Below are 22841 nucleotides of genomic sequence, written 5' to 3' on the forward strand. Positions count from 1 at the left end.
ACACCTCATAATAATCTCGCGTAAACCGCCTATGAAATGTATTTCCTTTTTAAGTACCACAAGGTGGTGTTTACAATTCCCACAGGCCCAAGGCCTTTCGCCCCTTTTCCTTCAGAAATACTTGCCAGGCATTACATCAGGACTTGCTAAACATAATAATCTAGCCCTATAATATTCTAACAGACCTGGAAAACAATTGCTAAGATACGCGAGGTAACCGATATGAGCAACCATCCTGATTTTCCCCAAGAGCAGCAGCATTTAGCTGACACCATCCAAGCCATGCGGCAGATCATTAAAGATTTAGAGAATGATATGGACGAGCGGGTGCTTAAAATCAGTCAGTCCCGCTCTAAAAAAGATGAAGTAAGCGCCTATGTCCACTCACTGATGAAAAGTGACCATGCCGTTAAGGCATCAGATATTGCCAAAGCCCTGGACAGCCCCTATTTTGGACGCGTTGATTTTCGCGAAGATGGCACCGGGGATTTTGAACACTATTATATCGGCCGGACCAAAGTCGCCCGACTGGATATAGAAACCGTTAAGGATATACTGGTATTCGACTGGCGGGACCCGGTATCGACAATCTTTTATGAATGCCAGGACGGCCGCGCCAGCTACGAGGTGCTGGGCCGCTATACCTATACCGGTGACGTCAGGCTAAAGCGCCAGTATAAAATTGAAGACAGTCAGCTGATCTCTATGGCTGATGACAATATCCTGAGCAAACTGATGAACCGGCAGCAGGAGTCGCTGATTGCCGATCCTTTCCTGCTGGAACGGCTGCTAAAGGGTGCCGGTGACCGCCTTAAAGATATTGTTACCTCTATCCGCTCCGAGCAGAACCAGATTATCCGCGAGCCGCTAAACCAGGTTACCATCATCCAGGGCGTGGCCGGGTCAGGCAAAAGCACCATCGGCCTGCACCGTTTGTCTTATCTCTTATACAATGAAAAGCTGAACCCCGAAAAACTTGTCATCATTGCTCCTAACAAAATTTTTCTGGACTACATCTCCGACCTGCTGCCGGAAATTGATGCCCAGGACGTACGGCAAATGACCTTTGCCGATCTGGCAGCAGCGATTATCCAGTTTGAACCGGTTATCAGCCCGGCCAGTGCTGATACTGAGCCGCTGGCTGCAATGGCCAGATGGAAAGGCACCCCCGAGTTTATTAAAGTAATGGAGATATTTCTGGACAAACGGCTGGAGAAATTCTGTCTGAAACTCAATGACATCAGCCTGTTTGACGGCCAGCTTGTCATCAGCCGGGAACAGCAGCTGGAGAAGGTTGTTGAAGGCGCCAGCGTCCCTTATAATGAGCGCTTGCGCTCCCTGCAGAAATATATCAGCTTCCGGATAAGAAACTTTATCGAGGTGTATGAAGCCAGGTATAAACGGGGTGAAGCGCGGGCCGATGAAAAAACGGCAGCCCGCTATGCTGCCGAAGGTAATCAATTTATGGAACGGCATATTGCCAAATGGCCGTTTCTGGAGCTATTAGCGGGCTATGCCGGCCTAATGCAGGATAAACAGGCCTGGCGCAAAATAAAACCCCATGGGTTCACTATTGATGAACTGACAGCACATACCGGGGCCGTCCTGGCAGCGGGGCAAATTGAACAGGACGATCTGGCCGGATTGTGTTACTTTAAGCTGCTCATCGACGGCTTTACTCAGGTCGGGAAATTTGACCATATTGCCGTCGATGAGGGCCAGGATATCAATCTTCTCGAATATATCGTATTAGCCCGCCTGTCCCGCAACACGTCCTTTACCATTATGGGTGATATGTCCCAGGCCATCCACACCGACCGGGGTCTGACAAGCTGGCAGGCGCTGTTGAAGGATGTGTTCGACGAAGCTAAATGCCGTTATTATGAGGTTAATTTCAGCTATCGCTCTGCCAAGGAAATTGTTGATTTATTCAACAAGGTCCTGCCCGCCGGCCGGTCAAAAGCTGTCCCGGTCTATGAAATTGGCCGTCAGCCGGTCATTGAGCGAGCGCCTTCCGCACTGGCGGCACTTACCAGCACCCTCCGCACCATTGAGGAATTTCGGCAGTTAGGCTGTAAATCTATCGGCATACTGACTAAACTGGAAAACGACAGCCTGAAATTATATGAAGGCCTGCGGGCTGCCGCCCCGCAGCTCGACAACCTGAATCTGATCTCAGGCAATGTTTTGAGCTACCATGGCGGTATTACGGTAGCTCCGATCAGTCTGGCTAAAGGTCTTGAATTTGACGGCGTTATTATCTGGAATGCCGCTGATAATAAGTTCACCAATGATCCTTATGATGCCAGGCTGCTGTATGTGGCCCTGTCCCGGGCCATGTATTATCTCCATATCCTCCACCAGGGCCGGCTTACCCCGTTGCTGGAATAAACCGCTGTCCCGGCGACTCAAAAGAACCGTCCCCTTGATTCACCCGTGAGTCGGTTATCCACGTAGGCCTGCAGCGTGGCCTTGATGGCCCGGCAATCACCGGTATCAGGCAGGGAGTCCAGCTGCCGCTCGAGATGACCTTCCGCAATCAGCTGGGCCAATGTCCAGTCAAAATAAATATCGTAAAACCAGCTCAGCCTGATCAGGCGTTTGTCAGCCAGGGTTTTGACATCCCGGTAGGAGAGGACCCCGCCCGGTTTTAACTGACCGAGCAGCTGGGGCGAGTAATCATGATCCGCCTGGACCGGCGGCAGCAGCCTGAAGATATCCAGCTTATCGGCATCGCGGATCAGCTTGGCAAACAGCAGGGTCTGGGAACAGGCCGGCGGAATCTGCATTTTATTGTGATTGGCAATGGCAAAGCCGATCACCGCCTGCTCAGCCGCGGTAAAATCCGCCAGCAGGCCGCTGCGGGCCAAGGCCGCCGCGCCGGCATCGCCATGGTCAAAAGACTCGGCATCGACAAAGGTACGGTATTCAGCAACCTGGCGAAAGCGGGCAAGGTCATGGAACAGGCCGATCACCTCCGCCAGCAGCCTTGGCCGCTCTGCAAGCTGCAGCTCAGCGGCCAGGCTCGCGGCAATGGCCGCCACCCGTTTGCTGTGTTCCTCTTTCAGCAAAACCCTGGTCATGATGAACTCATCACTGGTATAATACGTCCGGACATGGTCCCGGAACCATTCATACAGATAATCAATTGCAGACAATCCAGTTACCCCCTAATAGGAAGAGACGGTTTTGACGAATAAAGTCAGAAACCGTCTCTGTTGTGTATTATAGAGATATTATCCGGCAGCTATACCGTTCTAATACCTGCAGAGTAAAGAAATTCACCATTTATAAATCTTTGAAGGTATCCCGGATATTCAGAAACTCCTCCAGGTTCGCAAGAAAGAGGTCGACAAGCAGGGGGTCAAAGTGGCGGCCCCGTTCGCAGGTAAAGTATTCGAGAATCTTATCCAGCGGCCAGGCGGGTTTATAAACCCGTTTGCTGCCTAAAGCGTCAAAGACATCAGCAATGGCCGTTATGCGGCCATAAATATGAATAGCTTCCCCTTTTATACCGTCCGGATAGCCTGTGCCGTCATATTTCTCATGGTGCTGCAGGGCGATCAGGGCAGCGGCCTGCAGGATTTTACGGTTAGAACTGCGCAGAATCTCGTAGCCCAGAACCCCGTGCGCTTTAATGACCTCAAACTCCTCCGGCGCCAGCTTGCCCGGCTTATTGAGAATAGAATCGGTAATCCCCAGTTTACCGACATCATGCATTGGCGAGGCCAGTTTGATTAATTCGGCTTCTTCTTCCGGCAAGCCATATTTTAAAGCCAGCAGCTTAGAGTATTCAGCCACCCGCCGCACATGATTGCCGGTCTCCTTGGACCTGACTTCCGAGAACTCACCGAGGGTAAAAATAATTTCCTTCTGGGTGTCCTCAATCTCCTGGGTAAGAAAGCTGTTATCAAAGGTGGCCGCTACTGTCATCCCGAAAATATTGATCAGATTTTTTTCCCAGTCCGATAAGCTGTCTAAGCCTTCTAAATAGATAAAACTTTCATGCTGATTTTTTCCCTTAAAATACTGAATGAAGCAGTTGTCCGCATGAATGCCGCTTTTACTCTGCCGGGCCTTGTCGATAATGGCATCAAGATCGCCGGCCGCCATCTGTCTGGCCGGGCAGCCGACTATACCACAGTATTTCTCGGTGCCATCCAGGATATAAAACTCACCGTTAGCCTCTTTGACTGCAACAAAACCGGCAATGGCCGCGGCCCGGTGACTGGCATTAATACTAAGAATTGATAATAACTGTGTCAATACACAGGCTGCCAGACGTTTCAGCGACTGGGCCTCCAATAAAGCCGCCGCCGATTCCAGGGTCTTTTCCAGTCCTTTGCGATTATTGTCAAGATTGACAATATCCCGGTAAGACCGGAGCGAGGCAATGATGGTCGTCGTCAGTTTCCGGGCGGTAAGCTCCGTCTTTTCTTTGTAGTCGTTAATATCATAGTCGCGGATCACCGTTTCCTCCGGTGCTTCCTGCGGCTGACCGGTCCGCAGAATAATCCGGACGAGATGATTATTCAAATCTTCCCGGATACACCGGGCCACTTCCAGCCCGGCCTTATCACCGTCCATCATAACATCCAGCAAAATTACGGCCACATCCGGGTTACGCCGCACCAGTTCTTTGGCTTCGGCCTGCGAATAGGCGCTCAAAAACTGTAAGGGCTTGTCCTCAAAGGTAAATTCCCGGAGAATTGTTCTGGTTATCTGATGAATTCCTTTGTCATCATCGACGATAATGATCTTCCACCTGGCACGGTCACCGGGTTCAAGCTCCGGGGCAAATGCCAGCAGGCTGTCCTCATCTTCTGTGTCAAAAATCAGGTTATCGGCTTCATTACTCATGTTTCAACTCTCCTATTGGCAACCTTATTGTAAAAATGGCACCCTTACCGGCAGGGCTGCGGCACTCGATTGTGCCGCCAAACCTTGTTGTGATGATCTCTTTAATAATACTAAGCCCCAGTCCTGTATTGCCCTGCTCCCGCTTAGTCGTAAAATAAGGATCAAAAATATGACCAAGAGTACTCTCGCTTATGCCTTTGCCATCATCGGCATATTCAAGTACCGCCATCCCGTCTTCCTGCGTTAGCCTTAACAGCATATGCCCCTGTTCCCCCTGTTCATAGGCATGAGCCAGGGAATTAAGGACCAGATTGGCAATGATCTGCTGCAGGCGGCCCGGGAAACCATGCATGCGAATATCCGCATCAAACCTTAACTCCAGCGTGTGCCCGGCCTGAGTAAGCCGGGGCTTCAGGGCCGTCAACACCTGATTAAGCTGGGCGGCAATACTGAATACCCGGCGCTGTTCACCGCCGGTTGCTGGTTTTCTGAAATCAGCAACCAGTTCGGCTGCGGTTTGCAGGTTGGCCAGGATACTGCCCGCTGACTCACTATAAAGGGTAAGATGTTTTTCCAGATCGGACTTCCTAACCGCCCCCTGCTTATATAACTGGGTTAATGTTTCCACTTCCTGCCCCAGATAAGAGGCCGCCATTATGCCTGTTCCCAGAGGTGAATTTATCTCGTGGGCGAAGCGGGCGATTTCGTCGGCAGTAACAATTGTACCGGCTGTCTGCCCTAACGAACTGTCCGTTGCCGGCAGCGGCTCTGCCGGTTCTCCAGGCACCAGTTCCTTCGCCAGCGGCGCTTTGCCGCTCCTAAGCCCCGCCTCACGCCCCGGCTCATGTAACGTTCGCCAGGTCCTGGCCAGAACCCGCCGGCTGCTGGCGTTCTCTTCTGATAACCGGCGCCGCAGCAGCAATAAAAAAATCAGTACCATAAGGCCATAGCCCCAGTAGGCCGCGTATGGCCCCGGCCAGACTGCTCCCCCCGCCGCAGCCAGCAGGCCCAACCCGTGTATGACGGCCAAAATCCCCAGGCCGGCGGCAACAACTCTGGCGGCAAAGCTGCCATAAACGGCCCGGCCGACAATAATCCCTCCGGCAGCCAAACCGGTGCCTGCTGTAATCCATACCAGTAAGCAGCCGGCCTCAGTCCCGGCCGCGGGCTTGGCCGCTACCCATAAGAGGGCAGTTACCGCATACACAACATGCAGCCTGACAAAACGCGCCAGCCAGACATGCGTTCCCTGGCATACATAGTGCTCCAACAAACGGTAAAATGCGGCCGGCAATAAGCAAGCGGCCAGCAAAGCAACATGCTCCCACAAGAAAGGGACAGCAATAAATTCCCGCTTGATTTCCACTTGGGCCAATAACCGGCTGCCTATGCACAAAGCCAGCCAGCTAACCGCCGAAAACAGACTGCTATTTCGTTTGCCAAGCAAAAAACCGGCCAGCGGCATAGCCACGGCAATAGCAAAAAAAAACAAAACCAACAGGGCCCCTTCCATATTGCTATACCCCAACACCGCCGCCTCCTTCCGCAAGTCAAATAAGGATATCTGTTATTCAAAGGGATTCTATTCTAGTCAAATTCTGTATAATCCTGCCGGCACTAAAATAATAAGTCGGCCATTGTAGGATAATCCAGAAATTGCAGGAATTTACATGTAACTGCGTCGAAATTAGCCATAAATTACTGGCAAATGCATTAAACCTAGCTATATACCCCTGAAGGAGTCAGCCATACCTATGAATTTTTTAAAAGGTTTCCTGCTGCCCGCTATTGGCTATGATCCTGGATACCGTTTCTTACGCCTTCAGGACGCAGGTACTGCAAGCCATCATGACGGCATGACACGGAAATAAATAAAGCCAAAGGAGTGGTGTATCCCATGAAGAAACAAATTGTATTTATGCTGATCATCCTTTTGGTCCTGACAGCGGCAGGCTGGAGCATAAAGCAAACAAACCGGCCCGCCGCTCAAAACCCCGCCACTATCAATATTGCCTATGTCAAACTGCCGCTCAACGTCCCTTCGATTATTGAGAAAAAACTGGAGCTGTTTGAAAAAGAATTTGCCGGCGACAATATCAAGGTTGCGTTTCCGGAAATAACCGAAGGTCCGAAAATGACAGCCGCCTTAGCGTCCGGTTCACTGGACTTCTGCAGCGCCCTGGGCGGAACCTCGGCTATACTGGCAGCAGCTAACGGCCTTGACATTAAAATCATCGGCATCCATAGCCGGGCCCCCAGGGCGTTCGTCATTATGACCAAAGATCCGGCAATACAAACCGTGGCCGACCTTAAAGGCTGGACAGTGGCCGGACCGAAAGGAACCATCCTCCACCAGTTGCTGCTGGCGGCCCTCAAACAGCAGCGCATTGCCGGTGATACTGTTAAATTTGTCAATACGGGCATTCCCCAGGGGGTTACAGCCCTGATGGCCGGCAATGCCGATGCGGCGCTGGTGGCCGGTCCGGCTGTGCCCCAAGCAGTGGCAGCCGGTGCCCGGATTATTACCACCGGGGAGGGCCTGCTGGACGCCACGATTGTCATTGCGGTGGAAGGAAAGTTTCTCCGGGAACACCCTGAGCTTGTTAAGCGCTATATGAAAGTCCACCGGCAAAGCTTAGCCTATATGCAGAGCCATCCGGACGAGGTATACCGGCTGACGGCGGAGGAAACCGGCATAGCGGTGGAAGATGTCCAAAAGATGTATGGCTGGTATGACTTCAAGCCGACAATCACCGGCGACGACATCCGTGATTTGGAAAAAACCCAGGATTTTTTGCTGCAAAACGGCTTACTTACCCAAACGGTTGAGATACCGAAGTTAATCAAGGATATGAGCACCGAATTTTAATTGCCCCTTTGACTTGCCTTGCATTATTTTTTATGATACTATAAGTACAAATTAACAATGAAGCATGTGATGACAGGGACAGTACCAAAACAGTCTTACCCTCCAGAGAGCCGGCTAGGGTGAAAACCGGCGGAAGCTATTTTGGGAAAGCCACCCTTGAGCTGTAGGCTGAAATCAGTAAGTGCTACCGTTGCCTGGCGTTAACAGGTCAGAGCGAGCCGCTTGCCGGCTAATCTAGGTGGTACCGCGGGAACTATGATCCCGTCCTTTTCTAAGGACGGGATTTTTTATTTTTATTACACCTTTAGGAGGCTATCTATTCATGAAAGAGTTACTGGATCTATTGGAAAAAGACTGTACCCAGCCGCTGGAACAGCTGGCAGCCCTGCTCCGCCGTTCCCAGGACGAGGTTGCCGCTCAGATTAAACAGCTGGAAGCCGAGAAAGTCATTGTCAAATACCAGCCGATCATTAATTGGGAGCAGGTCGGCGAAGACCGGGTAACCGCCATTATTGACGTGCGCATTACCCCCCAGCGGGAGGTGGGCTTTGATGCCATAGCCGAACGCATCTGCCGGTTTCCCGAGGTAGTCACCCTGTATCTGATGTCAGGCGCTTATGATTTGAGCGTCATGGTGGAAGGCCACACCCTGAAAGAGGTTTCCCAGTTTGTGGCCACCAAGCTATCGACCATTGACGGTGTTATCAGCACGACAACCCATTTTATGTTAAAACGCTATAAATATGCCGGTGTTATCATCGAAGACCGGGAAGACGACCGCCGGCTGGTGGTGTCGCCATGAACTGGGCCGACCGCCTGTCACCGGCCGTTAAAGCAGTTCCCCCCTCAGGCATCAGACGGTTCTTCGATATCGCCGCGGAAATGAAAGGGGTTATCTCGCTCGGTGTTGGCGAACCCGACTTTATCACCCCCTGGCATATCCGTGAAAGCTGCGTCCATGGACTCCATAAAGGCTACACCACCTACACCTCAAATTATGGCCTGTTAGAGCTCAGGGAAGCCATTGCCCAGACGATTTATAATAACTACAACGTAAACTATGACCCCCGCCAGGAGGTCCTGGTCACCGTTGGCGTCAGCGAGGCTCTGGATCTGGCAGTCCGGGCCCTGCTCAGCCCCGGCGATGAGGTGCTGATCCCCGAACCCTGTTATGTATCCTATAAAGCCTGCGTGCTGCTGGCCGGCGGTGTGCCGGTACCGGTGCCAACAACCATTGACCACGAATTCCGCGTCACTGCCGGACAATTGGCAAAGCTGGTCACGCCCCGCACCAAGGCATTATTAATCGGTTATCCCAACAACCCGACAGGGGCCATTATGCCCCAAAAAGAACTGGCGGCCATTGCCCGATTTGCGGAAAAACATGATCTGATTGTTATTTCGGATGAAATATATGCCGACCTGACCTACGACGGACCCCATACCTGTTTTGCCAGTCTGCCGGCCATGCGGGACCGCACAATTCTCTTAAACGGGTTTTCCAAAGCCTATGCCATGACCGGCTGGCGGATCGGCTATGCCTTATCCAATCCTGACTTTATTGCCGCCATGAATAAGATTCACCAGTACACCATGCTCTGCGCGCCAATTACCGCTCAATTGGGGGCCATCGAAGCCCTCCGCCACGGCAAAGACAAAATGGAAAAAATGGTGGCCGAGTATAACTGCCGCCGCCAGCTCATGCGGGAGGGAATGCAGAATATTGGCCTGACCTGCTTTGAGCCGAAAGGCGCCTTCTATATCTTCCCGTCCATTACAGAGACCGGCCTGACCTCCACGCAATTTGCGGAAGAACTCCTGGTGTCGGAAAAAGTAGCGGTTGTTCCCGGCGATGCTTTCGGGGCCAGCGGCGAAGGCTTCATCCGCTGCTCTTATGCCTCCTCCATCGGCAATCTTACCGAAGCGTTGAGCAGAATCGGGCGTTTTGTCCAACAACACCGTTAAATGATTAACAGCCGTAATTGGCCGCCAGCTCACGGCAGCACCTAAAACCTGCCAGCGGTGCCGCCTGGGTTACAGCCCGGATGACGGCCTGGGCAACAGCCTGAGCGGCCAGGATGCCGACGGCATTGACATTGGCTGCCGTCCGGCCGGTAGCCAGAGTAAAAATAGTATCACCATCCAAGAGAGTATGGGCCGGGCGGATTGTCCGGGCATAACCATTATGGGCCATGGAGGCCACCTTATTCGCCTCACTTTTAGTTAATGCCGCATTGGTGACTACGGTACCGATTGTCGTGTTGGCGGTGAACAGGCCGGCATGCTGTTCGTACCGGTCAATCAGCCCCTGCTCACAGTTGAGAAAGCGAAACGGAGTTTCGTTAAAAGCACCGGCCAGAATCTTGCCGTTTACAGGGTTAACAACATCGCCGAGGCAGTTTACAGCCACAATCGCCCCCACCAGCAGCGGCCCGGCCGTCAGGCAGCAGGTGCCGATCCCGCCTTTCATAGCCTGCTCCATACCATACACCTTACCTACCGTCGCCCCGGTCCCGGCCCCTACCGACCCTTCAGGCACCACCGGCCCCGCAGCCGCCAGGCAGGCGGCATAGCCCATGGCCTTATCCGGTCTGACCCGGTAATCGCCGCAAGTCAGGTCAAACAGGACCGCCCCGGCCACAATCGGCACTTTGGTTACGCCAACATCAAACCCGGCCCCCTGTTCCTCCAGATACTGCATAACCCCGGCCGCGGCGTCAAGACCGAAAGCGCTGCCGCCCGCCAGTAATACGGCCTGCACCCTGTCAACATGGTTTACCGGCTTCAATAAATCTGTTTCCCGCGTACCGGGAGCGCCGCCCCACACATCAACCCCGGCCACAGCGCCCTCCCGGCACAGGATAACTGTACAGCCGGTGGCGGCAGTAAAATCCTGGGCATGGCCAATCTCAATACCGGCAATATCAGTCAGTTTTGCCATCGTTCTTACCATCCTTTCGGTAGACCAGATATTCAGGGATTACTGCCGCCGCTGCACCAACAACAAAGCCATTATTGCCCTCCTCTTGCAACCTATTATTCCCCTTGACTTCTTGGTTCAGCAGAATATTTCCTCCAAAGGCTAACCAAAACCGCCCCGCCCGCATACAATGCAACAAATCAACGCTGGTTAGCGTAATAGATTAAGAGGGGGACTACTCAATGAGTGGGTTTGGCAAAGGCAGTAATTCGTGTTCAATTATCATTATTATTATCATTCTGTTGTTTTTCTGCTTCTGCGATAACGATTCGACAAAATGTTAAGCTTTTAGTACCTTGACCGGATCAAAACTTTGCTTAGCTTGCGGATCTTTTCCGCCCTGCTTCGTTGTCGTCGCCTTACATATGTCCGCTATGCGCGGCCCGCGCAAGTAATAAGCGACCTCTCGCCTACCGGCTCATTCAAGCAGATCTTAATGAATCAGCTAGCGTCCTCCGCCTAGCAGAACGAAAAATCTCCCCAACCTAACCCAAATTTCCAACCCGGTCAAGGTACTCGTACTTTACCGACAGGCCGCAGTCCACTCCGGGCTGCGGCCTGTTCCATTAATGCTAGGTTTTATTTACCAGACTGTCGGCGGTTGCCGCTATTTCCTGGCACTTTGCCGTAACCTCCTGGATAGTTGCCGAAATGCTGGTGATTTCCGAGCTTACTGCATCCATCTTGGTTTCCAGGACATTGGATATACTAAATATGGCTTCGATCTGCCCGGCGATCGCATCTACACTGGCTTGCGTGGAGGCAACCGTATCTTTAGACCTGTCAGCCAAAATTCGCACCTCGTTGGCCACCACCGCAAACCCTTTGCCATGCTCGCCGGCCCGGGCCGCTTCAATAGCCGCATTCAGGGACAGCAGGTTGGTTTGGCCGGCAATACCGACAATCTCATCCGAGGCCTGGGTAAAGCTCTGCAGCTTGGCTTCCACCTGACGTACACTATCCCGGAGTTCATTGGCAGTCTGGAGTAAGGACAGCACCTCCAGGTTAATGGCCTCAATACTCCTGGCATTTTCACTGCTGCCCAGCGAAACCTCCTGAATAGCGCTGTTTATATCTCGGACCCGTTCCTCCAGCCGGCTGGCCGCGGCCGACCGCGCCTCACTCAGGACTTTCACTTCCGCCATCATTTCTTCAATCTCCCGGTTCTTCCCCATTGCCTCCTGGTGTTCCCGGGCCAATTCCTGCCGGTTATAATCAATACAGTTATCAGGATGGTTAAACCCGTTGGCAACAGCCTGCGCAAAATTGCGGCAGTTGCCGAAACCACAGGCATAACAGTTTATGTTCTGTGAGTCCTCAGTCGTTTTATGCAGCCTGGCAAATACCGGCCTAATGGCTGCAGCGGACGAGTCCGGAACCGTAACACTGCCGGACTCGTCCTGATACTGGCAGGTAAAGTCGCTGAGTCTGAGTTCTTTATCAAATTTTGCAAATAAGGCATATACCTTCTTATAAAACATCTTTTTACTCTGCTCTTTAACCTTGGCCGCTTTCAGCCTGTTCATCATATAGTCGATGTCATCAATAGGGATATCCTTGGCCGTGCCTGTTCCTTTATTGCAGCCATTCATGCAGTTAAGGATATCAACCAGCAGGGGCAGCGGCTTGCCGTCCTTGACCCGCTGGGCATATTCCGTCAGATAGTGGTAGGCATGCTGCGGCCCTTCCACCTGCCGGATCCAGATGCCGCCGTCGCCGGTATGGTGCTCGACATTTTCCCGCAACCCGCCCGGCCGGCTGAAAGTAAGGCCGATCCCACAGGTGTCGCCGTCAAAATCGGCCTCAGGATACTGGGATAAAACAATGTGATTGCGTACAAGGTATTCTTCTACTTTCCTGAAAGTAACATTATACTCAACCAGTCCCTGGGTGGTCGTTTCATTGATCTCGTCAATCTTGCCAATGCAGGGTGACAAAAAGGCCAGCTTATCTTTAATCCCGGCATATTGCCTGAGATAGACGGCAGTACACAGCATCGGGCTGTGAATAGGCGCCAGCCGGGATATTAATTCCGGTTTATACTTCTCAACATAATTAACAATCGCCGGACAGGGCTGGGCAATAACAGAATCAAGCTTATATTCTTTGATTGCCTTTAAATAAGCCCAGGTAGTAATATCAGCACCAAACGACACATCATAGATTACCTTTACCCCGAGTGACCTTAGATAACCAAATAACCTTTTATAGTCAAAATTAAACCGTACAGCCGGAGCGGCAACCACTGAGATTTTACCGCCCTGCTTAAGGTCGGCAAAAAACCTTTCCGTGTCATCGGCGAAATCCCGGGCCTGGTGATCGCAGACATCCAGACACTCCCCACAGTGAATACACTTGACCTGATCAACCTTGACCTTATTCTGTCCGCCAACAGCATAGGCAATATTGGCACTTACCGGACATTTGGCAATACATTTGTTACAGCCGGCACATTTTTCCTCATTAGTCAGTAAAATATCTGACATGCGACTCCCCCCAATACAAAGTTAATTTAAAATTACAACAAGTTCATTCTATCACATAGCCCGATAAATTTCGCTAAATAATGGCAATTTTCTGCTTTATATATGTATTTTATTACATAATCTGGTATTTCAACATTATTATAGAAGGTTTTACGCTTATAACAAACGATTACTGCAAAATTATCAAAAATTAATAGGAAATAACTATATATTTTTTTGGAATATAATGTTATAATTATTATTCAGGGTATAGCTTATTCTCAGGCTTTACCATTAGAGCATAGTCAAAGCCATTCTCTTTAATTGCGTTGCGTCTCTTATTACGGCAAAAATTGATTTTGAGTTTACAGATAATCACCGGACTCTGAATAATTGTGGACTTCGGAATCGATATAAGGATGTTCAGGGGTGACATTCACAGACGGTTGAGCGCAGCACCCTACGTATACAATATGTTATCTACTGGCGATACTATGTAAAAGACATGAATAAAAGGAGGCAACATTCATTGGAAAAATTCAAAGAGCTAGGAATTAGTGATTTGACAATTCGGGCTCTTACTGATATGGGCTTTGAAGAACCAACTCCCATCCAGGAACAGGCTATTCCCACCTTGCTTACAGGCAGGGATTTAGTCGGACAGGCACAAACAGGCACAGGCAAGACAGCCGCATTTGGTATTCCTTTATTACAAAACCTGAAAAACATCCTCGGTGGTATTCAGGGCATCGTATTAACCCCGACCCGCGAACTGGCGATTCAGGTTGCGGAAGAGTTGAATAAACTTGGCCAGTTCTCACAAATTCGCGCCCTGCCTATTTACGGCGGACAGGACATACAACGGCAGATCAGAGCCCTGCAAAGAAAGCCGCACATTATTGTCGCAACCCCGGGCCGGCTGATGGATCACATGGACCGGCGCACCATCAGGCTTAACGACATCAAAATGGTGGTGCTCGATGAAGCCGACGAGATGCTCAACATGGGTTTTATTGAGGATATTGAGAAAATCCTGAGCACTACCCCTGATTCACGCCAGACTTTGCTGTTTTCGGCAACCATGCCCAGACAGATTCAAAACCTGGCGCAAAAATTTCTGAAAGATCCTGTCCTTATCAGTACTAAATCCAAAGAAGTCACTGTTCCGCTTATTGAACAGCATTATTACGAACTGCACGACAGGCAGAAATTTGACGTACTTTGCCGTCTCCTGGACATCCAGTCGCCGGAACTGGCTATCGTTTTCGGCAGGACCAAACGCCGGGTGGATGAGTTGACCGAGGCGTTAAAAAAACGCGGCTATTCGGCGGAAGGCATTCATGGCGACCTGACTCAGGCTAAGCGGGATGCCGTACTCCGGCAGTTCAGAGAAGGTATCGTCGATATTTTAGTGGCCACAGATGTTGCCGCCAGAGGTCTCGATGTCAGCGGCGTTACCCATGTATATAATTTTGATATCCCTCAGGACCCCGAAAGTTATGTACACCGCGTCGGCCGTACCGGCCGGGCCGGCCAAACCGGCTTGGCAACCACCTTTGTCATTCCCCGCGAGCTGGAACAGCTTCGTTCCATTGAACGAATTACCAAGCGGAAAATCGTGCGCATGACCGTCCCCACCGTCAATGATGCTATCGAAGGCCAGCAACGCCTGGCCATCGAGAAGCTGCTTAACCAGATCGAGGAAGGTAACCTGGAACGCTATCGGGGCCGGGCCGAGGAACTGCTCGCTGAGACCGACTCTGTATCCCTGCTGTCAGCGGCGTTAAAGCTATTAACCAAGGAACCTGACAACACTCCCATTAAAATTACGGAAGAGGCACCATTACGGACCCGCTCCTTTGGCAGCAAACGCCGCCAGCCAGAGCACCGGAAAGATACTGCTTCCGGCAAGCCACGTTATAAAACAGGCGGTTACAAAAAATAAGACCGACCAGAGGGCTTACCTCCCGGACAATAGCGAAGCCAGCCCTATTAAAGCAAACAGACAGTTTCCCTGAGGGAAACTGTCTGTTTGCTTTAATAGCAAAAATCTATTTTCCGGCATGGCTGGCTTTCATATTATCTGCCTGCGGAACATCATTTTAACCTCGGCCTGCCCATTATTTTAGTTGTTTTTCTCATAGTTTCTGGCAATATCATACATGGAGTCAGCAAATGTTTTGGGGGTAACGGCGGCAAACTTAGCACTCTTCTTGGTTTCCTCCAGTAACGTTCCCTGTTCGCTGAATACCCGGCTCTCGGTCACAGCATACTTTTTTCCCCTGACCTGAAACACCATCTGCATTTCACTGTAGGCGACTTTATCATTTGCCGGCAGCTGCTGTTTGTACTTTTCGGTCAGCTTGCCAATAACCTCAGGGTCCGTAAAAATGGTTTTAACCAGAACATAAACCAGCTTTTTGTCGGCTTCATCCTTACGCAGCGACTTGTTGTCAAAGGCATACCTGCCGATATCATTGGCAAAAACATAAGACCAGCGCTGCCGTTCAAGATCCTCAGCCGTTGGTTTTTTCAGCACACTAATCTGCCAGTCCAGCGGCGAAGTTTCGGCCTGTTCCTCAGCCTGTACCGGCCCTGGCAGCAGGAAGCAACACAAAAGCACCAATAATAATCGTTTTTTTATGACAAAACCCTCCTTTTGCAGCATTATTTGGCCCGAACTGTTAACTTAATCCTTCGCCGGGACAAAGCCCGATTCCTGTAAGCTGTAGTCCTGTTATAAAAAAAATAGCGATCCCTGCCTGTTCAGAAACACAGTTTTTTCAACTATCTGGCGCTACACACCCAGGCTAAAACCGGAGGCCGGCAAATCTCCGGCCCGGTTTTAGTGGTAGGAATATCGTAAGCGAACATAGAATTTTAATACAGGCTGCTTTACGTTTGGAATGTATAGTCTGTTAAAATTTATCGATTAGTTTAAGCTTTCAGGCCAAATCCGCCTATTACGCAGTTGGAGGAGATGTATGCGTTTCTTTACTATGATGTTCATCCTGCTGGTGGCAACCGGGCTAATCGGCTGGCTCAATTACTTGCTGCTGAAACAGCGGTTTTCCGTTTACCGCCAACCGGCTGTTCGCTATACCTATCTGTTGATTACGGCAGCAGCCGTCGTGGTGATGATTTATACCCGGCGGCGGAATTTATCGCCAATGAATCCGGACGATGAAATATTTTATTGGCTGCTCTATCTGGCCTTAGCCTGGTTATTTGGACAGTTGGTGCTCATCCTGCTGCAACTGCTCTGTTATGTGACAGAACGGCTGCTAAGCCTGCGCCAGCCAAAGCCGGCAGCGCCGTATTCAGGCCAACCGGCTATAACAAGACGGAGCTTTTTAACCGGCTTGGCCGCTGTCTTGCCGCTGATTTCAGTAGGAACGGGAGCAAAAGGGATATACGAGGCTCAAGCGGAAATGCTTGTGCAGCAATATCGGCTGACTTTTTCCAATTTGCCTGCTTCTCTACAGAATTTTAAAATCGGGCAAATAAGCGATACCCATCTGGGGCCATATTTTAGCTTGGATCGCCTAGATACTGTGATCCGGCTGATCAAAGAGCAAAAACCCGATGTGCTGGCTATAACGGGGGACTTCGCCGATGATCTGCGCCTGCTAAAACCGGCCCTGGCGCGGTTGGATCAGCTCCAGCCGTTTATTCCCTGCGGTATTTATTTTTGCATCGGCAATCATGAATATATTCGTGATATTGAACGGTTTCGGGCAGAAGTAGCGAAAAGCAAGGCCGTGCTGCTGGAAAATGACAGTCAGTTAATTGTGGCCGGGGCGCAACCTCTTTATCTGTTAGGAGTAGACTATCCTGGTTCAGATGTTTCCCGTTCGGCCCTGGACGTCAGCGTCACCCGCCGGCTGCAGTGTTTTGCCGCCGCCAGCAAGAACATTCCTGCCAGTGCCTTTAAGATTTTACTGGCCCATCATCCCGATTTTCTGATTGATGGTTTTGCTGCTCAAATCCCCCTGACACTGGCTGGTCACACCCATGGCGGCCAGCTAAACATCGGGGGCCGGCCACTGGTTAGCAACCATCTTTATATGCGTGGCCTGTATCAGGAAAATGGCGTGTACGGTTATGTCAGCAGCGGGGCCGGCCACTGGTTTCCCTTCCGCCTGGGCTGTCCGCCGGAAATCAGCATGTTTACCTTGACATCATAGCGAGGCGAGCTGAGGACAATCAAAGAACCGTCCCGCTTCACACGGTGAAGGCCAGGACGGTTCTTTTTGTTCGTCTTTTAGCCGAGACTGAAATTACCGTTCGCAAATACCGTAACCGACTCTCCGGCTGCCGTAATGCCCGTGATATTAAGATCGGCGGTGCCGATCATAAAATCAACATGCACAATCGAGTCGTTGACCCCGGCCGCTGCCAGCTCGCCGGCATTCATCGCCACGCCTTTTTCGATACAAATCGGGTAGGCCTTGCCAATCGCCAGATGGCAGGAGGCATTTTCGTCAAACAGGGTATTATAGAACAGAATATTGGCGTTGGAGATTGGTGAATCATAGGGAACCAGCGCCACCTCGCCCAGATAGTGCGAGCCTTCATCTGTTTCCACAAGTTTCTGTAATACTTCCTGCCCTTTGTCAGCCTTACAGTCAACAATCCGTCCCTCTTTGAAAGTGAGCGAGAATTTATCAATCACCGTGCCATTGTAATTCAGCGGTTTGGAGCTGACGACAGTCCCGTTAACCCCGGTTTTCTTAGGCAGTGTGAATACTTCTTCGGTCGGCATGTTGGCGACAAATTCGATCCCCCCTGCCGTATATTCCGGGCCGCCGAGCCAGATATGCCCGTCCGGCAGCTCAATCTGCAAATCGGTGCCCAGTGAATTCTTATAATGAAGTACTCTAATTTTACGGTCATTTAACCGCTTCATATTTTTCTTCAGGGCCTTGCTGTGTTCCTGCCAGGCAGCAACCGGATCAGCCGTATCCACCCGGACGGCTTTCAGAATAGCAGCCCACAACTGTTGCACCGCCTGGTCTTCAGCAGCCTCCGGGAATACCTTCTTCGCCCAGGCAGTGGTGGGTACAGACACAATGCACCAGGCGTTTTTGTTGCTCATCAACCTTTCCCGGTACTCTTTCAGGGCTGTATTACCGGCTTTTTGCACCCGCACTACCCGGTCCGGATCCACATCTTTCAAAAGTTCAGGGTCAGACGCAGCAATACTGACAAAGGCTGCCCCCTGACGGACATAGGACAGATAAAACTCTTTCTGCCAGTCCGGGAATTCGTCGAATATTTCTTCCGGGGCCTGCAGGAACCTGATTTGGGAAGATAGTTCATCCTTCCAGTTCATGACAACCTCTCTGGCCCCAGTCTGGTAAGCCACCTCGGTGATGGCCCTGGCAAAGGGTGCACACTCAATCGGCGAATTAATGACAAGTGTCTGGCCTTTTTGAATGTTTACGCCGGTTTTAACAACAAGCTGCGCATATTTATTGAGAGTTGAAGTGTTCATAATGGGTCTCCTTTCATGAGCTCATCTTACCATTAACTATTCTTATCATATAGTATGCTCTTTATCATACAATCAGTAGCTATTGTATCTTCTTTGCCACTCGCCTGCCTAAAGGCCGAGGATTCTTAGGCTTCAGCACCAATTCCCGGCGGCGGCCCGCCCGCTCCTGCCCCAGCCAGGGCAATACACTTTCCAGCAGTACGCCTTCCCGGATAGGTGTCCCGGCGGCAAAAGTCGCTTCAATCGCCGTAACCACAAAATCAGCAGCCAACTGCATAGCCGCCGGTAAACTAAGCTTAGCCAGCAGGGCGCCGGCCATAATACTGGCTGAAATATCACCGGTTCCGGGATAGCGGTCGGGAATATAAATAACCTAAAATAGCTGAAATCGCCAAATTGTAATGTTCGCTGTAAACTTTATCATTCCTGCCGGTCTATATGGCAATTCGGGGGGCTAGGCGCTCCGGTACGCAGTGGTCAGACTGATCAAGGCCCTGGCCGCCAGGTAAAAATTCTGCAATTCGCTATATCACGCAGAATTCGACTATTTCCCGGGAAATTCCATTTGTTTTTCAGCATTGCGCTAGCTGCCGGCGGTGTTTTGGGCCTGGCCTGACAGAATTCATGACCACAATCGCAGCAAGTGTTAAAGCCCCGCCAGCCGGTTGGGACCGGCAGGACCCTGGCGGATGAGCGCCGGCGTAACCGGCGGCACTCCGGCAACAGCAATTTTTATGCTTATACAAGAAATTCCCCATAAGACAGCAGTCAGGAAGGAGCAGCATGAGATTGGCCGGCAAATACCGGCGGTGCCGTAAATGAATCGGTGGTAGTCTGCCTATACGCTTTTTGTCCTATAGTACCCGCCTGCTTTTTCCGCTATCTATTGAAAAAAGCAGACAGGTGGATTGTAAAAAATTGCGGTGCCGGTTATCGCAGCCTCTGGTATTTTTCCGGCGTCACGCCGGTATGCCCTTTAAAAACTTTGATAAAATGGCTTTGGTCATAGAAACCGGCCGCATAAGCGATCTCGGTCACAGGCTTGTTTTGGCGCAGCTGCCTTTTCGCATAGTTAATCCGCAGTAGCGTTTGATAAGTATGGGGCGGTACCGCAAATTCTTCTTTAAAAGCCCGAAGCATGGTAAACCGGTTTAACCCGGAGACTTGCTCCAGTGCGGCCAGGGTAATCTTTTGCCGGAAATGAGCGTGCAGATAGTCTCTAATGACAGCCAACTTAGATAATTCTTTAGTCCTGCGGCCAGGGAGCACCGGGCTCACAGCATTCGCAGCCTGCTCCAGCAGCGAGATAATGCTGGCCTCTTTTGCCAGAGGGCCGGACGGGCCTGTCAGGCTAGCCACCATATTGCCGATAACGGCCAGGGCTTGCTTGTCCGTCATAGCTTTTACGGCCGGGCAACCAGCTGCCGGCCGGCCCGTGGCGGCAAAAAACTGATTCACCCAGCCAGCATCAAGAAACAGCATTTTATAGCGCCACTGATTTTCCGCCTGTGGATTGCAGGCATGGATCACGCCGGCCGGAATAAGCACCACCGATTGGGGGCCCACCGCCAGCAGCCGGCCGCCACACCACAAGGTGCTGCGGCCAGCATCCACAATGCCAAGCGAATACTCCTCATGAGCATGCTTTTTATAAGCAAGCCGGCTGGAATCACACAGCTTCAGTTCAAAAAACGGTAAATCACTATCACGGTAAAACTGAACTTCAGTCACAACACACCTCTTTCAGTCATCAGCCGGTTTTGCCACTGGCTTCTTCCGCCACCGCGTCTGCAGACCGCAGGCTCTGCAGCTGTGTTAACAGCATCCCTGCCAGCATTAAGGCACAGCCGGTTAATTCTTTTTCCCCTAAGCGTTCGTCAAGCAGCAAAAAACCGCCGATAGCGGCAAAAACGGTTTCCATACTAAGAATAATGGCAGCATGAGCAGGAGGCGAATATTTCTGGCCAACTACCTGCAGGGTATAGGCGATGCCCACCGAAAAAATCCCCCCGTATAAAAGCGGGATGAGGGCCCCGGCCACCCCCTCGCTGGTGATTGTTTCCCAGTAGAATGCAGCGCCCAGGCTAAGCACAGCACAGGTAATAAATTGGCAGAGCGACAGCTTCAACACATCTACCCTGTTGGCAAAATGGGCAATCAGCAAAATGTGCACAGACCAGAACAAGGCACCCACTAATTCCAGGAAGTCACCATAGGCAATGGAAAAATTCTCTTTGACACATAACAGGTACAGGCCGCTAAGGGCCAGCAGTGAGCTGAGCCAGGTAGTCCTACTGATGCAATGTTTTAAAAAGATGCCCAGAATGGGGACAATTACAATATAAAGACAGGTAATAAACGCCGCCTTGCCGGCAGTGGTATAAATAAGACCAATTTGTTGCAGGGACGCCCCCGCAAACAGGACCAAACCGGCTAAAATCCCCGCCTTCACCGCGTCTGCAGGCTCGCCGGCCCGTGTCGGCTGCCGGTTGCGGCCAAAGTGGAAGATCAGCGGCAGCAGCGACAGACTGCCTAACACAAACCTTATCCCATTAAAGGCAAAAGGCCCGATATGATCCATGCCCACCCGCTGGGCTACAAAAGCAAGCCCCCAGATGGCTGCAGCCAGTAACAACAACAGATTCGATCTTACAGCACTCATTGTATAAACCCCTTTATCATTTCCTAGGTGCAGCAAATGCAGCATGATTGTCCACACCATCATATTTACACTCAATACTACAAAAGCACGCTAATTCCTGCCTTCTGTAACGTTTCGCTGCAGCCGGACCAGCCTTAATAGCAGGACTACCGCCCCTACGGCCAAGCCGGCGATTAAGCCCACCCAGTAGCCATACGCAGCCAGGGCCGTATATTTGGCCAGCAGATAGCCGACAGGCATGCCGATGACCCAATAAGACAAAACAGCCATCAAAAAGGTTACCCGCACATCCTTATAGCCGCGCAGGGCCCCCTGAATCGGCGCGGCAACCGCATCTGACAACTGAAAGAACACAGCGTAGATCAGAAAATTCCTGATTAACGCCAGTACGCCCGGTTCCTGGGCATAAAGCCCGGCAATCTGCCGGTTAAACGCTAATAAGCTGATGGCAAAAAAGCCGGCGATCGTTACGGCAATACCAATACCAAGCTTGCTGTAAACCGCTGCGTCATGATACCGGCCGGCGCCGGCTTCAAAGCCGATGACGATTGTCAGGGCCATCCCAATACTCAGCGGCACCATATACACTAAGCCGGCAAAATTAATGGCAGCCTGGTGGGCAGCAATCACAGCCGTGCCGTATTCGGCCATCAGCAGGCCCACAACACCAAAAATGCTGACCTCGCAGAATATCGCCAAACCGATTGGCAGCCCCACCGTCAGCAGTTCACGCCAGGTTTTAAGAGAAATGCCGGGGAGGCTGGCAAAAACACGATACTCTTTAAACGGCGGCAGATAATGGATAACCCCCATGCTAATAAGGGCCAGACACCAGTAGGTTATGGCTGATGCATATCCCGCCCCGGCCCCGCCAAGCCGGGGAAATCCCCAGTAGCCAAAGATCAGCAGATAGTTCAGGGCAATGTTAATAGGCACCGCACACAGCGTAATCAGCATGGTTATGCGTGTATAGCCCAGGGCATCAATAAAATTCCGGCAGACCGCCGACACAAACAGGGGTAATACCCCGGCCGCCAGTGCTGCCAGAAACCGGTAGGCAATATCATGGACAGCCGGCTCGAGCTTCATAGCCTCCAGCAAAAGGGCAAGCACCGCCGCACCGCCGGCAATGACAAGACCGGCCAGGGCCAGGGCCAGATAGATACCCTGGATCAGCAGGAACGGCAGCTCCTGCTTCCGGCCGGCACCATGGAGCTGGGCCAGAATCGGCGTCAGCCCGGCCAGCACCCCGCCAATCCCGGTAAAAACGGGCAGCCACAGGTTGGCGCCAATGGCAACACCGGCCAGGTCATAGTGGCTTACCCGGCCGGACATGACCGTATCAAAAAAGCCGGTGGCCATCAACGACAGCTGGGTAATAAATATCGGTAGCAAAATAAGCAGGAATTGCTGTACTTTCTCTTTAACGGAACGGGTTGCTCTCACTTGGCACCTCAAAAGTAAGAAGCCAGACCAGAGTCTGGCTTGTCTCCATATTCTGTAATTAT

18 protein-coding genes and 1 other annotated feature are annotated in these 22841 nt (G+C 51.4%); of the genes, 7 read left to right on the forward strand and 11 right to left on the reverse strand.

Annotated elements, in window-relative coordinates; genetic code table 11:
• Positions 1-222 precede the first annotated feature (222 nt).
• Positions 223-2391 (forward strand): HelD family protein, encoded by a 2169-nt coding sequence (locus SPTER_RS17875; protein WP_144351625.1) that lies wholly within the window; start codon positions 223-225, stop codon positions 2389-2391.
• A 17-nt stretch (positions 2392-2408) separates the two neighbouring features.
• On the opposite strand, the gene SPTER_RS17880 is transcribed toward SPTER_RS17875, so the two are convergent.
• The 3 genes from SPTER_RS17880 to SPTER_RS17890 all read right to left on the reverse strand — a co-directional run bounded on the left by SPTER_RS17880 (position 2409) and on the right by SPTER_RS17890 (position 6388).
• Positions 2409-3158 (reverse strand): HD domain-containing protein, encoded by a 750-nt coding sequence (locus SPTER_RS17880; RefSeq protein WP_144351626.1) that lies wholly within the window; start codon positions 3156-3158, stop codon positions 2409-2411.
• A 130-nt stretch (positions 3159-3288) separates the two neighbouring features.
• Positions 3289-4860, reverse strand: a complete 1572-nt coding sequence (locus SPTER_RS17885) for a response regulator (protein ID WP_144351627.1) — start codon at positions 4858-4860, stop codon at positions 3289-3291.
• The gene (locus SPTER_RS17890; RefSeq protein ID WP_144351628.1) at positions 4853-6388 is read right to left on the reverse strand and encodes a sensor histidine kinase; all 1536 of its coding nucleotides are present in this window, start codon (positions 6386-6388) and stop codon (positions 4853-4855) included. Before SPTER_RS17890 ends, SPTER_RS17885 begins: the two co-directional genes overlap by 8 nt.
• A gap of 369 nt (positions 6389-6757) precedes the next feature.
• Here SPTER_RS17890 and SPTER_RS17895 point away from each other — a divergent pair, with 369 nt between their 5' ends.
• The 3 genes from SPTER_RS17895 to SPTER_RS17905 all read left to right on the forward strand — a co-directional run bounded on the left by SPTER_RS17895 (position 6758) and on the right by SPTER_RS17905 (position 9694).
• The gene (locus SPTER_RS17895) at positions 6758-7729 is read left to right on the forward strand and encodes an ABC transporter substrate-binding protein (RefSeq protein WP_144351629.1); all 972 of its coding nucleotides are present in this window, start codon (positions 6758-6760) and stop codon (positions 7727-7729) included.
• 60 nt (positions 7730-7789) lie between these two features.
• Positions 7790-8001 (forward strand) — a binding site (T-box leader).
• A gap of 50 nt (positions 8002-8051) precedes the next feature.
• Positions 8052-8531 (forward strand): Lrp/AsnC family transcriptional regulator, encoded by a 480-nt coding sequence (locus tag SPTER_RS17900; protein WP_144351630.1) that lies wholly within the window; start codon positions 8052-8054, stop codon positions 8529-8531.
• The gene (locus tag SPTER_RS17905; protein WP_144351631.1) at positions 8528-9694 is read left to right on the forward strand and encodes an aminotransferase class I/II-fold pyridoxal phosphate-dependent enzyme; all 1167 of its coding nucleotides are present in this window, start codon (positions 8528-8530) and stop codon (positions 9692-9694) included. Before SPTER_RS17900 ends, SPTER_RS17905 begins: the two co-directional genes overlap by 4 nt.
• A gap of 4 nt (positions 9695-9698) precedes the next feature.
• Here the strand turns inward: SPTER_RS17905 and SPTER_RS17910 are convergent, their stop codons facing one another.
• On the reverse strand, positions 9699-10670 hold the full coding sequence (locus tag SPTER_RS17910) for a P1 family peptidase (protein ID WP_144351632.1): 972 nt from the start codon (positions 10668-10670) through the stop codon (positions 9699-9701).
• Between the two features lie 611 nt (positions 10671-11281).
• Positions 11282-13195 carry a [Fe-Fe] hydrogenase large subunit C-terminal domain-containing protein gene (locus SPTER_RS17915; protein ID WP_144351633.1) on the reverse strand — a complete coding sequence of 638 codons (1914 nt, stop codon included), beginning with the start codon at positions 13193-13195 and terminating at the stop codon, positions 11282-11284.
• A 508-nt stretch (positions 13196-13703) separates the two neighbouring features.
• Here SPTER_RS17915 and cshA point away from each other — a divergent pair.
• Positions 13704-15119 (forward strand): degradosome RNA helicase CshA, encoded by a 1416-nt coding sequence (gene cshA, locus SPTER_RS17920; RefSeq protein ID WP_144351634.1) that lies wholly within the window; start codon positions 13704-13706, stop codon positions 15117-15119.
• A gap of 180 nt (positions 15120-15299) precedes the next feature.
• On the opposite strand, the gene SPTER_RS17925 is transcribed toward cshA, so the two are convergent.
• Positions 15300-15842, reverse strand: a complete 543-nt coding sequence (locus SPTER_RS17925) for a hypothetical protein (protein ID WP_246105345.1) — start codon at positions 15840-15842, stop codon at positions 15300-15302.
• Positions 15843-16158: 316 nt separating this feature from the next.
• Between SPTER_RS17925 and SPTER_RS17930 the strand changes: the two genes are divergently transcribed.
• On the forward strand, positions 16159-17361 hold the full coding sequence (locus SPTER_RS17930; protein WP_144351635.1) for a metallophosphoesterase: 1203 nt from the start codon (positions 16159-16161) through the stop codon (positions 17359-17361).
• 77 nt (positions 17362-17438) lie between these two features.
• Here SPTER_RS17930 and SPTER_RS17935 read toward each other — a convergent pair whose 3' ends face one another.
• Complete coding sequence (locus SPTER_RS17935) at positions 17439-18671, reverse strand: aminopeptidase (RefSeq protein ID WP_211367316.1); 1233 nt, start codon at positions 18669-18671, stop codon at positions 17439-17441.
• Positions 18672-18750: 79 nt separating this feature from the next.
• Positions 18751-18990, reverse strand: a complete 240-nt coding sequence (locus tag SPTER_RS17940; protein WP_144351637.1) for a hypothetical protein — start codon at positions 18988-18990, stop codon at positions 18751-18753.
• Positions 18991-19336: 346 nt separating this feature from the next.
• Here SPTER_RS17940 and SPTER_RS24850 point away from each other — a divergent pair, with 346 nt between their 5' ends.
• A complete protein-coding gene (locus SPTER_RS24850; RefSeq protein ID WP_170233313.1) occupies positions 19337-19489 on the forward strand; it encodes a hypothetical protein in 153 nt (50 codons plus the stop codon).
• A 112-nt stretch (positions 19490-19601) separates the two neighbouring features.
• Here the strand turns inward: SPTER_RS24850 and SPTER_RS17945 are convergent, their stop codons facing one another.
• The 3 genes from SPTER_RS17945 to SPTER_RS17955 form a co-directional block, all read right to left on the reverse strand.
• On the reverse strand, positions 19602-20402 hold the full coding sequence (locus tag SPTER_RS17945; protein ID WP_144351638.1) for an AraC family transcriptional regulator: 801 nt from the start codon (positions 20400-20402) through the stop codon (positions 19602-19604).
• A gap of 19 nt (positions 20403-20421) precedes the next feature.
• Positions 20422-21333, reverse strand: coding sequence for a DMT family transporter (locus SPTER_RS17950; protein WP_144352972.1), 912 nt, complete (start codon positions 21331-21333; stop codon positions 20422-20424).
• Positions 21334-21423: 90 nt separating this feature from the next.
• Positions 21424-22779 (reverse strand): MATE family efflux transporter, encoded by a 1356-nt coding sequence (locus SPTER_RS17955; RefSeq protein WP_144351639.1) that lies wholly within the window; start codon positions 22777-22779, stop codon positions 21424-21426.
• Between the last annotated feature and the right edge of the window lie 62 nt (positions 22780-22841).

The sequence above is a fragment of the Sporomusa termitida genome (assembly GCF_007641255.1).
In the GTDB taxonomy this organism is placed as follows: Bacteria; Bacillota; Negativicutes; order Sporomusales; family Sporomusaceae; genus Sporomusa; species Sporomusa termitida.

Coding starts and splice junctions, on each gene's coding strand:
- SPTER_RS17875 (WP_144351625.1), top strand. CDS start 223: ATGAGCAACCATCCTGATTTTCCCCAAGAGCAGCAGCATTTAGCTGAC.
- SPTER_RS17885 (WP_144351627.1), bottom strand. CDS start 4,860: ATGAGTAATGAAGCCGATAACCTGATTTTTGACACAGAAGATGAGGAC.
- SPTER_RS17895 (WP_144351629.1), top strand. CDS start 6,758: ATGAAGAAACAAATTGTATTTATGCTGATCATCCTTTTGGTCCTGACA.
- SPTER_RS17900 (WP_144351630.1), top strand. CDS start 8,052: ATGAAAGAGTTACTGGATCTATTGGAAAAAGACTGTACCCAGCCGCTG.
- SPTER_RS17905 (WP_144351631.1), top strand. CDS start 8,528: ATGAACTGGGCCGACCGCCTGTCACCGGCCGTTAAAGCAGTTCCCCCC.
- SPTER_RS17910 (WP_144351632.1), bottom strand. CDS start 10,670: ATGGCAAAACTGACTGATATTGCCGGTATTGAGATTGGCCATGCCCAG.
- SPTER_RS17915 (WP_144351633.1), bottom strand. CDS start 13,195: ATGTCAGATATTTTACTGACTAATGAGGAAAAATGTGCCGGCTGTAAC.
- SPTER_RS17925 (WP_246105345.1), bottom strand. CDS start 15,842: ATGCTGCAAAAGGAGGGTTTTGTCATAAAAAAACGATTATTATTGGTG.
- SPTER_RS17930 (WP_144351635.1), top strand. CDS start 16,159: ATGCGTTTCTTTACTATGATGTTCATCCTGCTGGTGGCAACCGGGCTA.
- SPTER_RS17935 (WP_211367316.1), bottom strand. CDS start 18,671: ATGAACACTTCAACTCTCAATAAATATGCGCAGCTTGTTGTTAAAACC.
- SPTER_RS17940 (WP_144351637.1), bottom strand. CDS start 18,990: ATGGCCGGCGCCCTGCTGGCTAAGCTTAGTTTACCGGCGGCTATGCAG.
- SPTER_RS17950 (WP_144352972.1), bottom strand. CDS start 21,333: ATGAGTGCTGTAAGATCGAATCTGTTGTTGTTACTGGCTGCAGCCATC.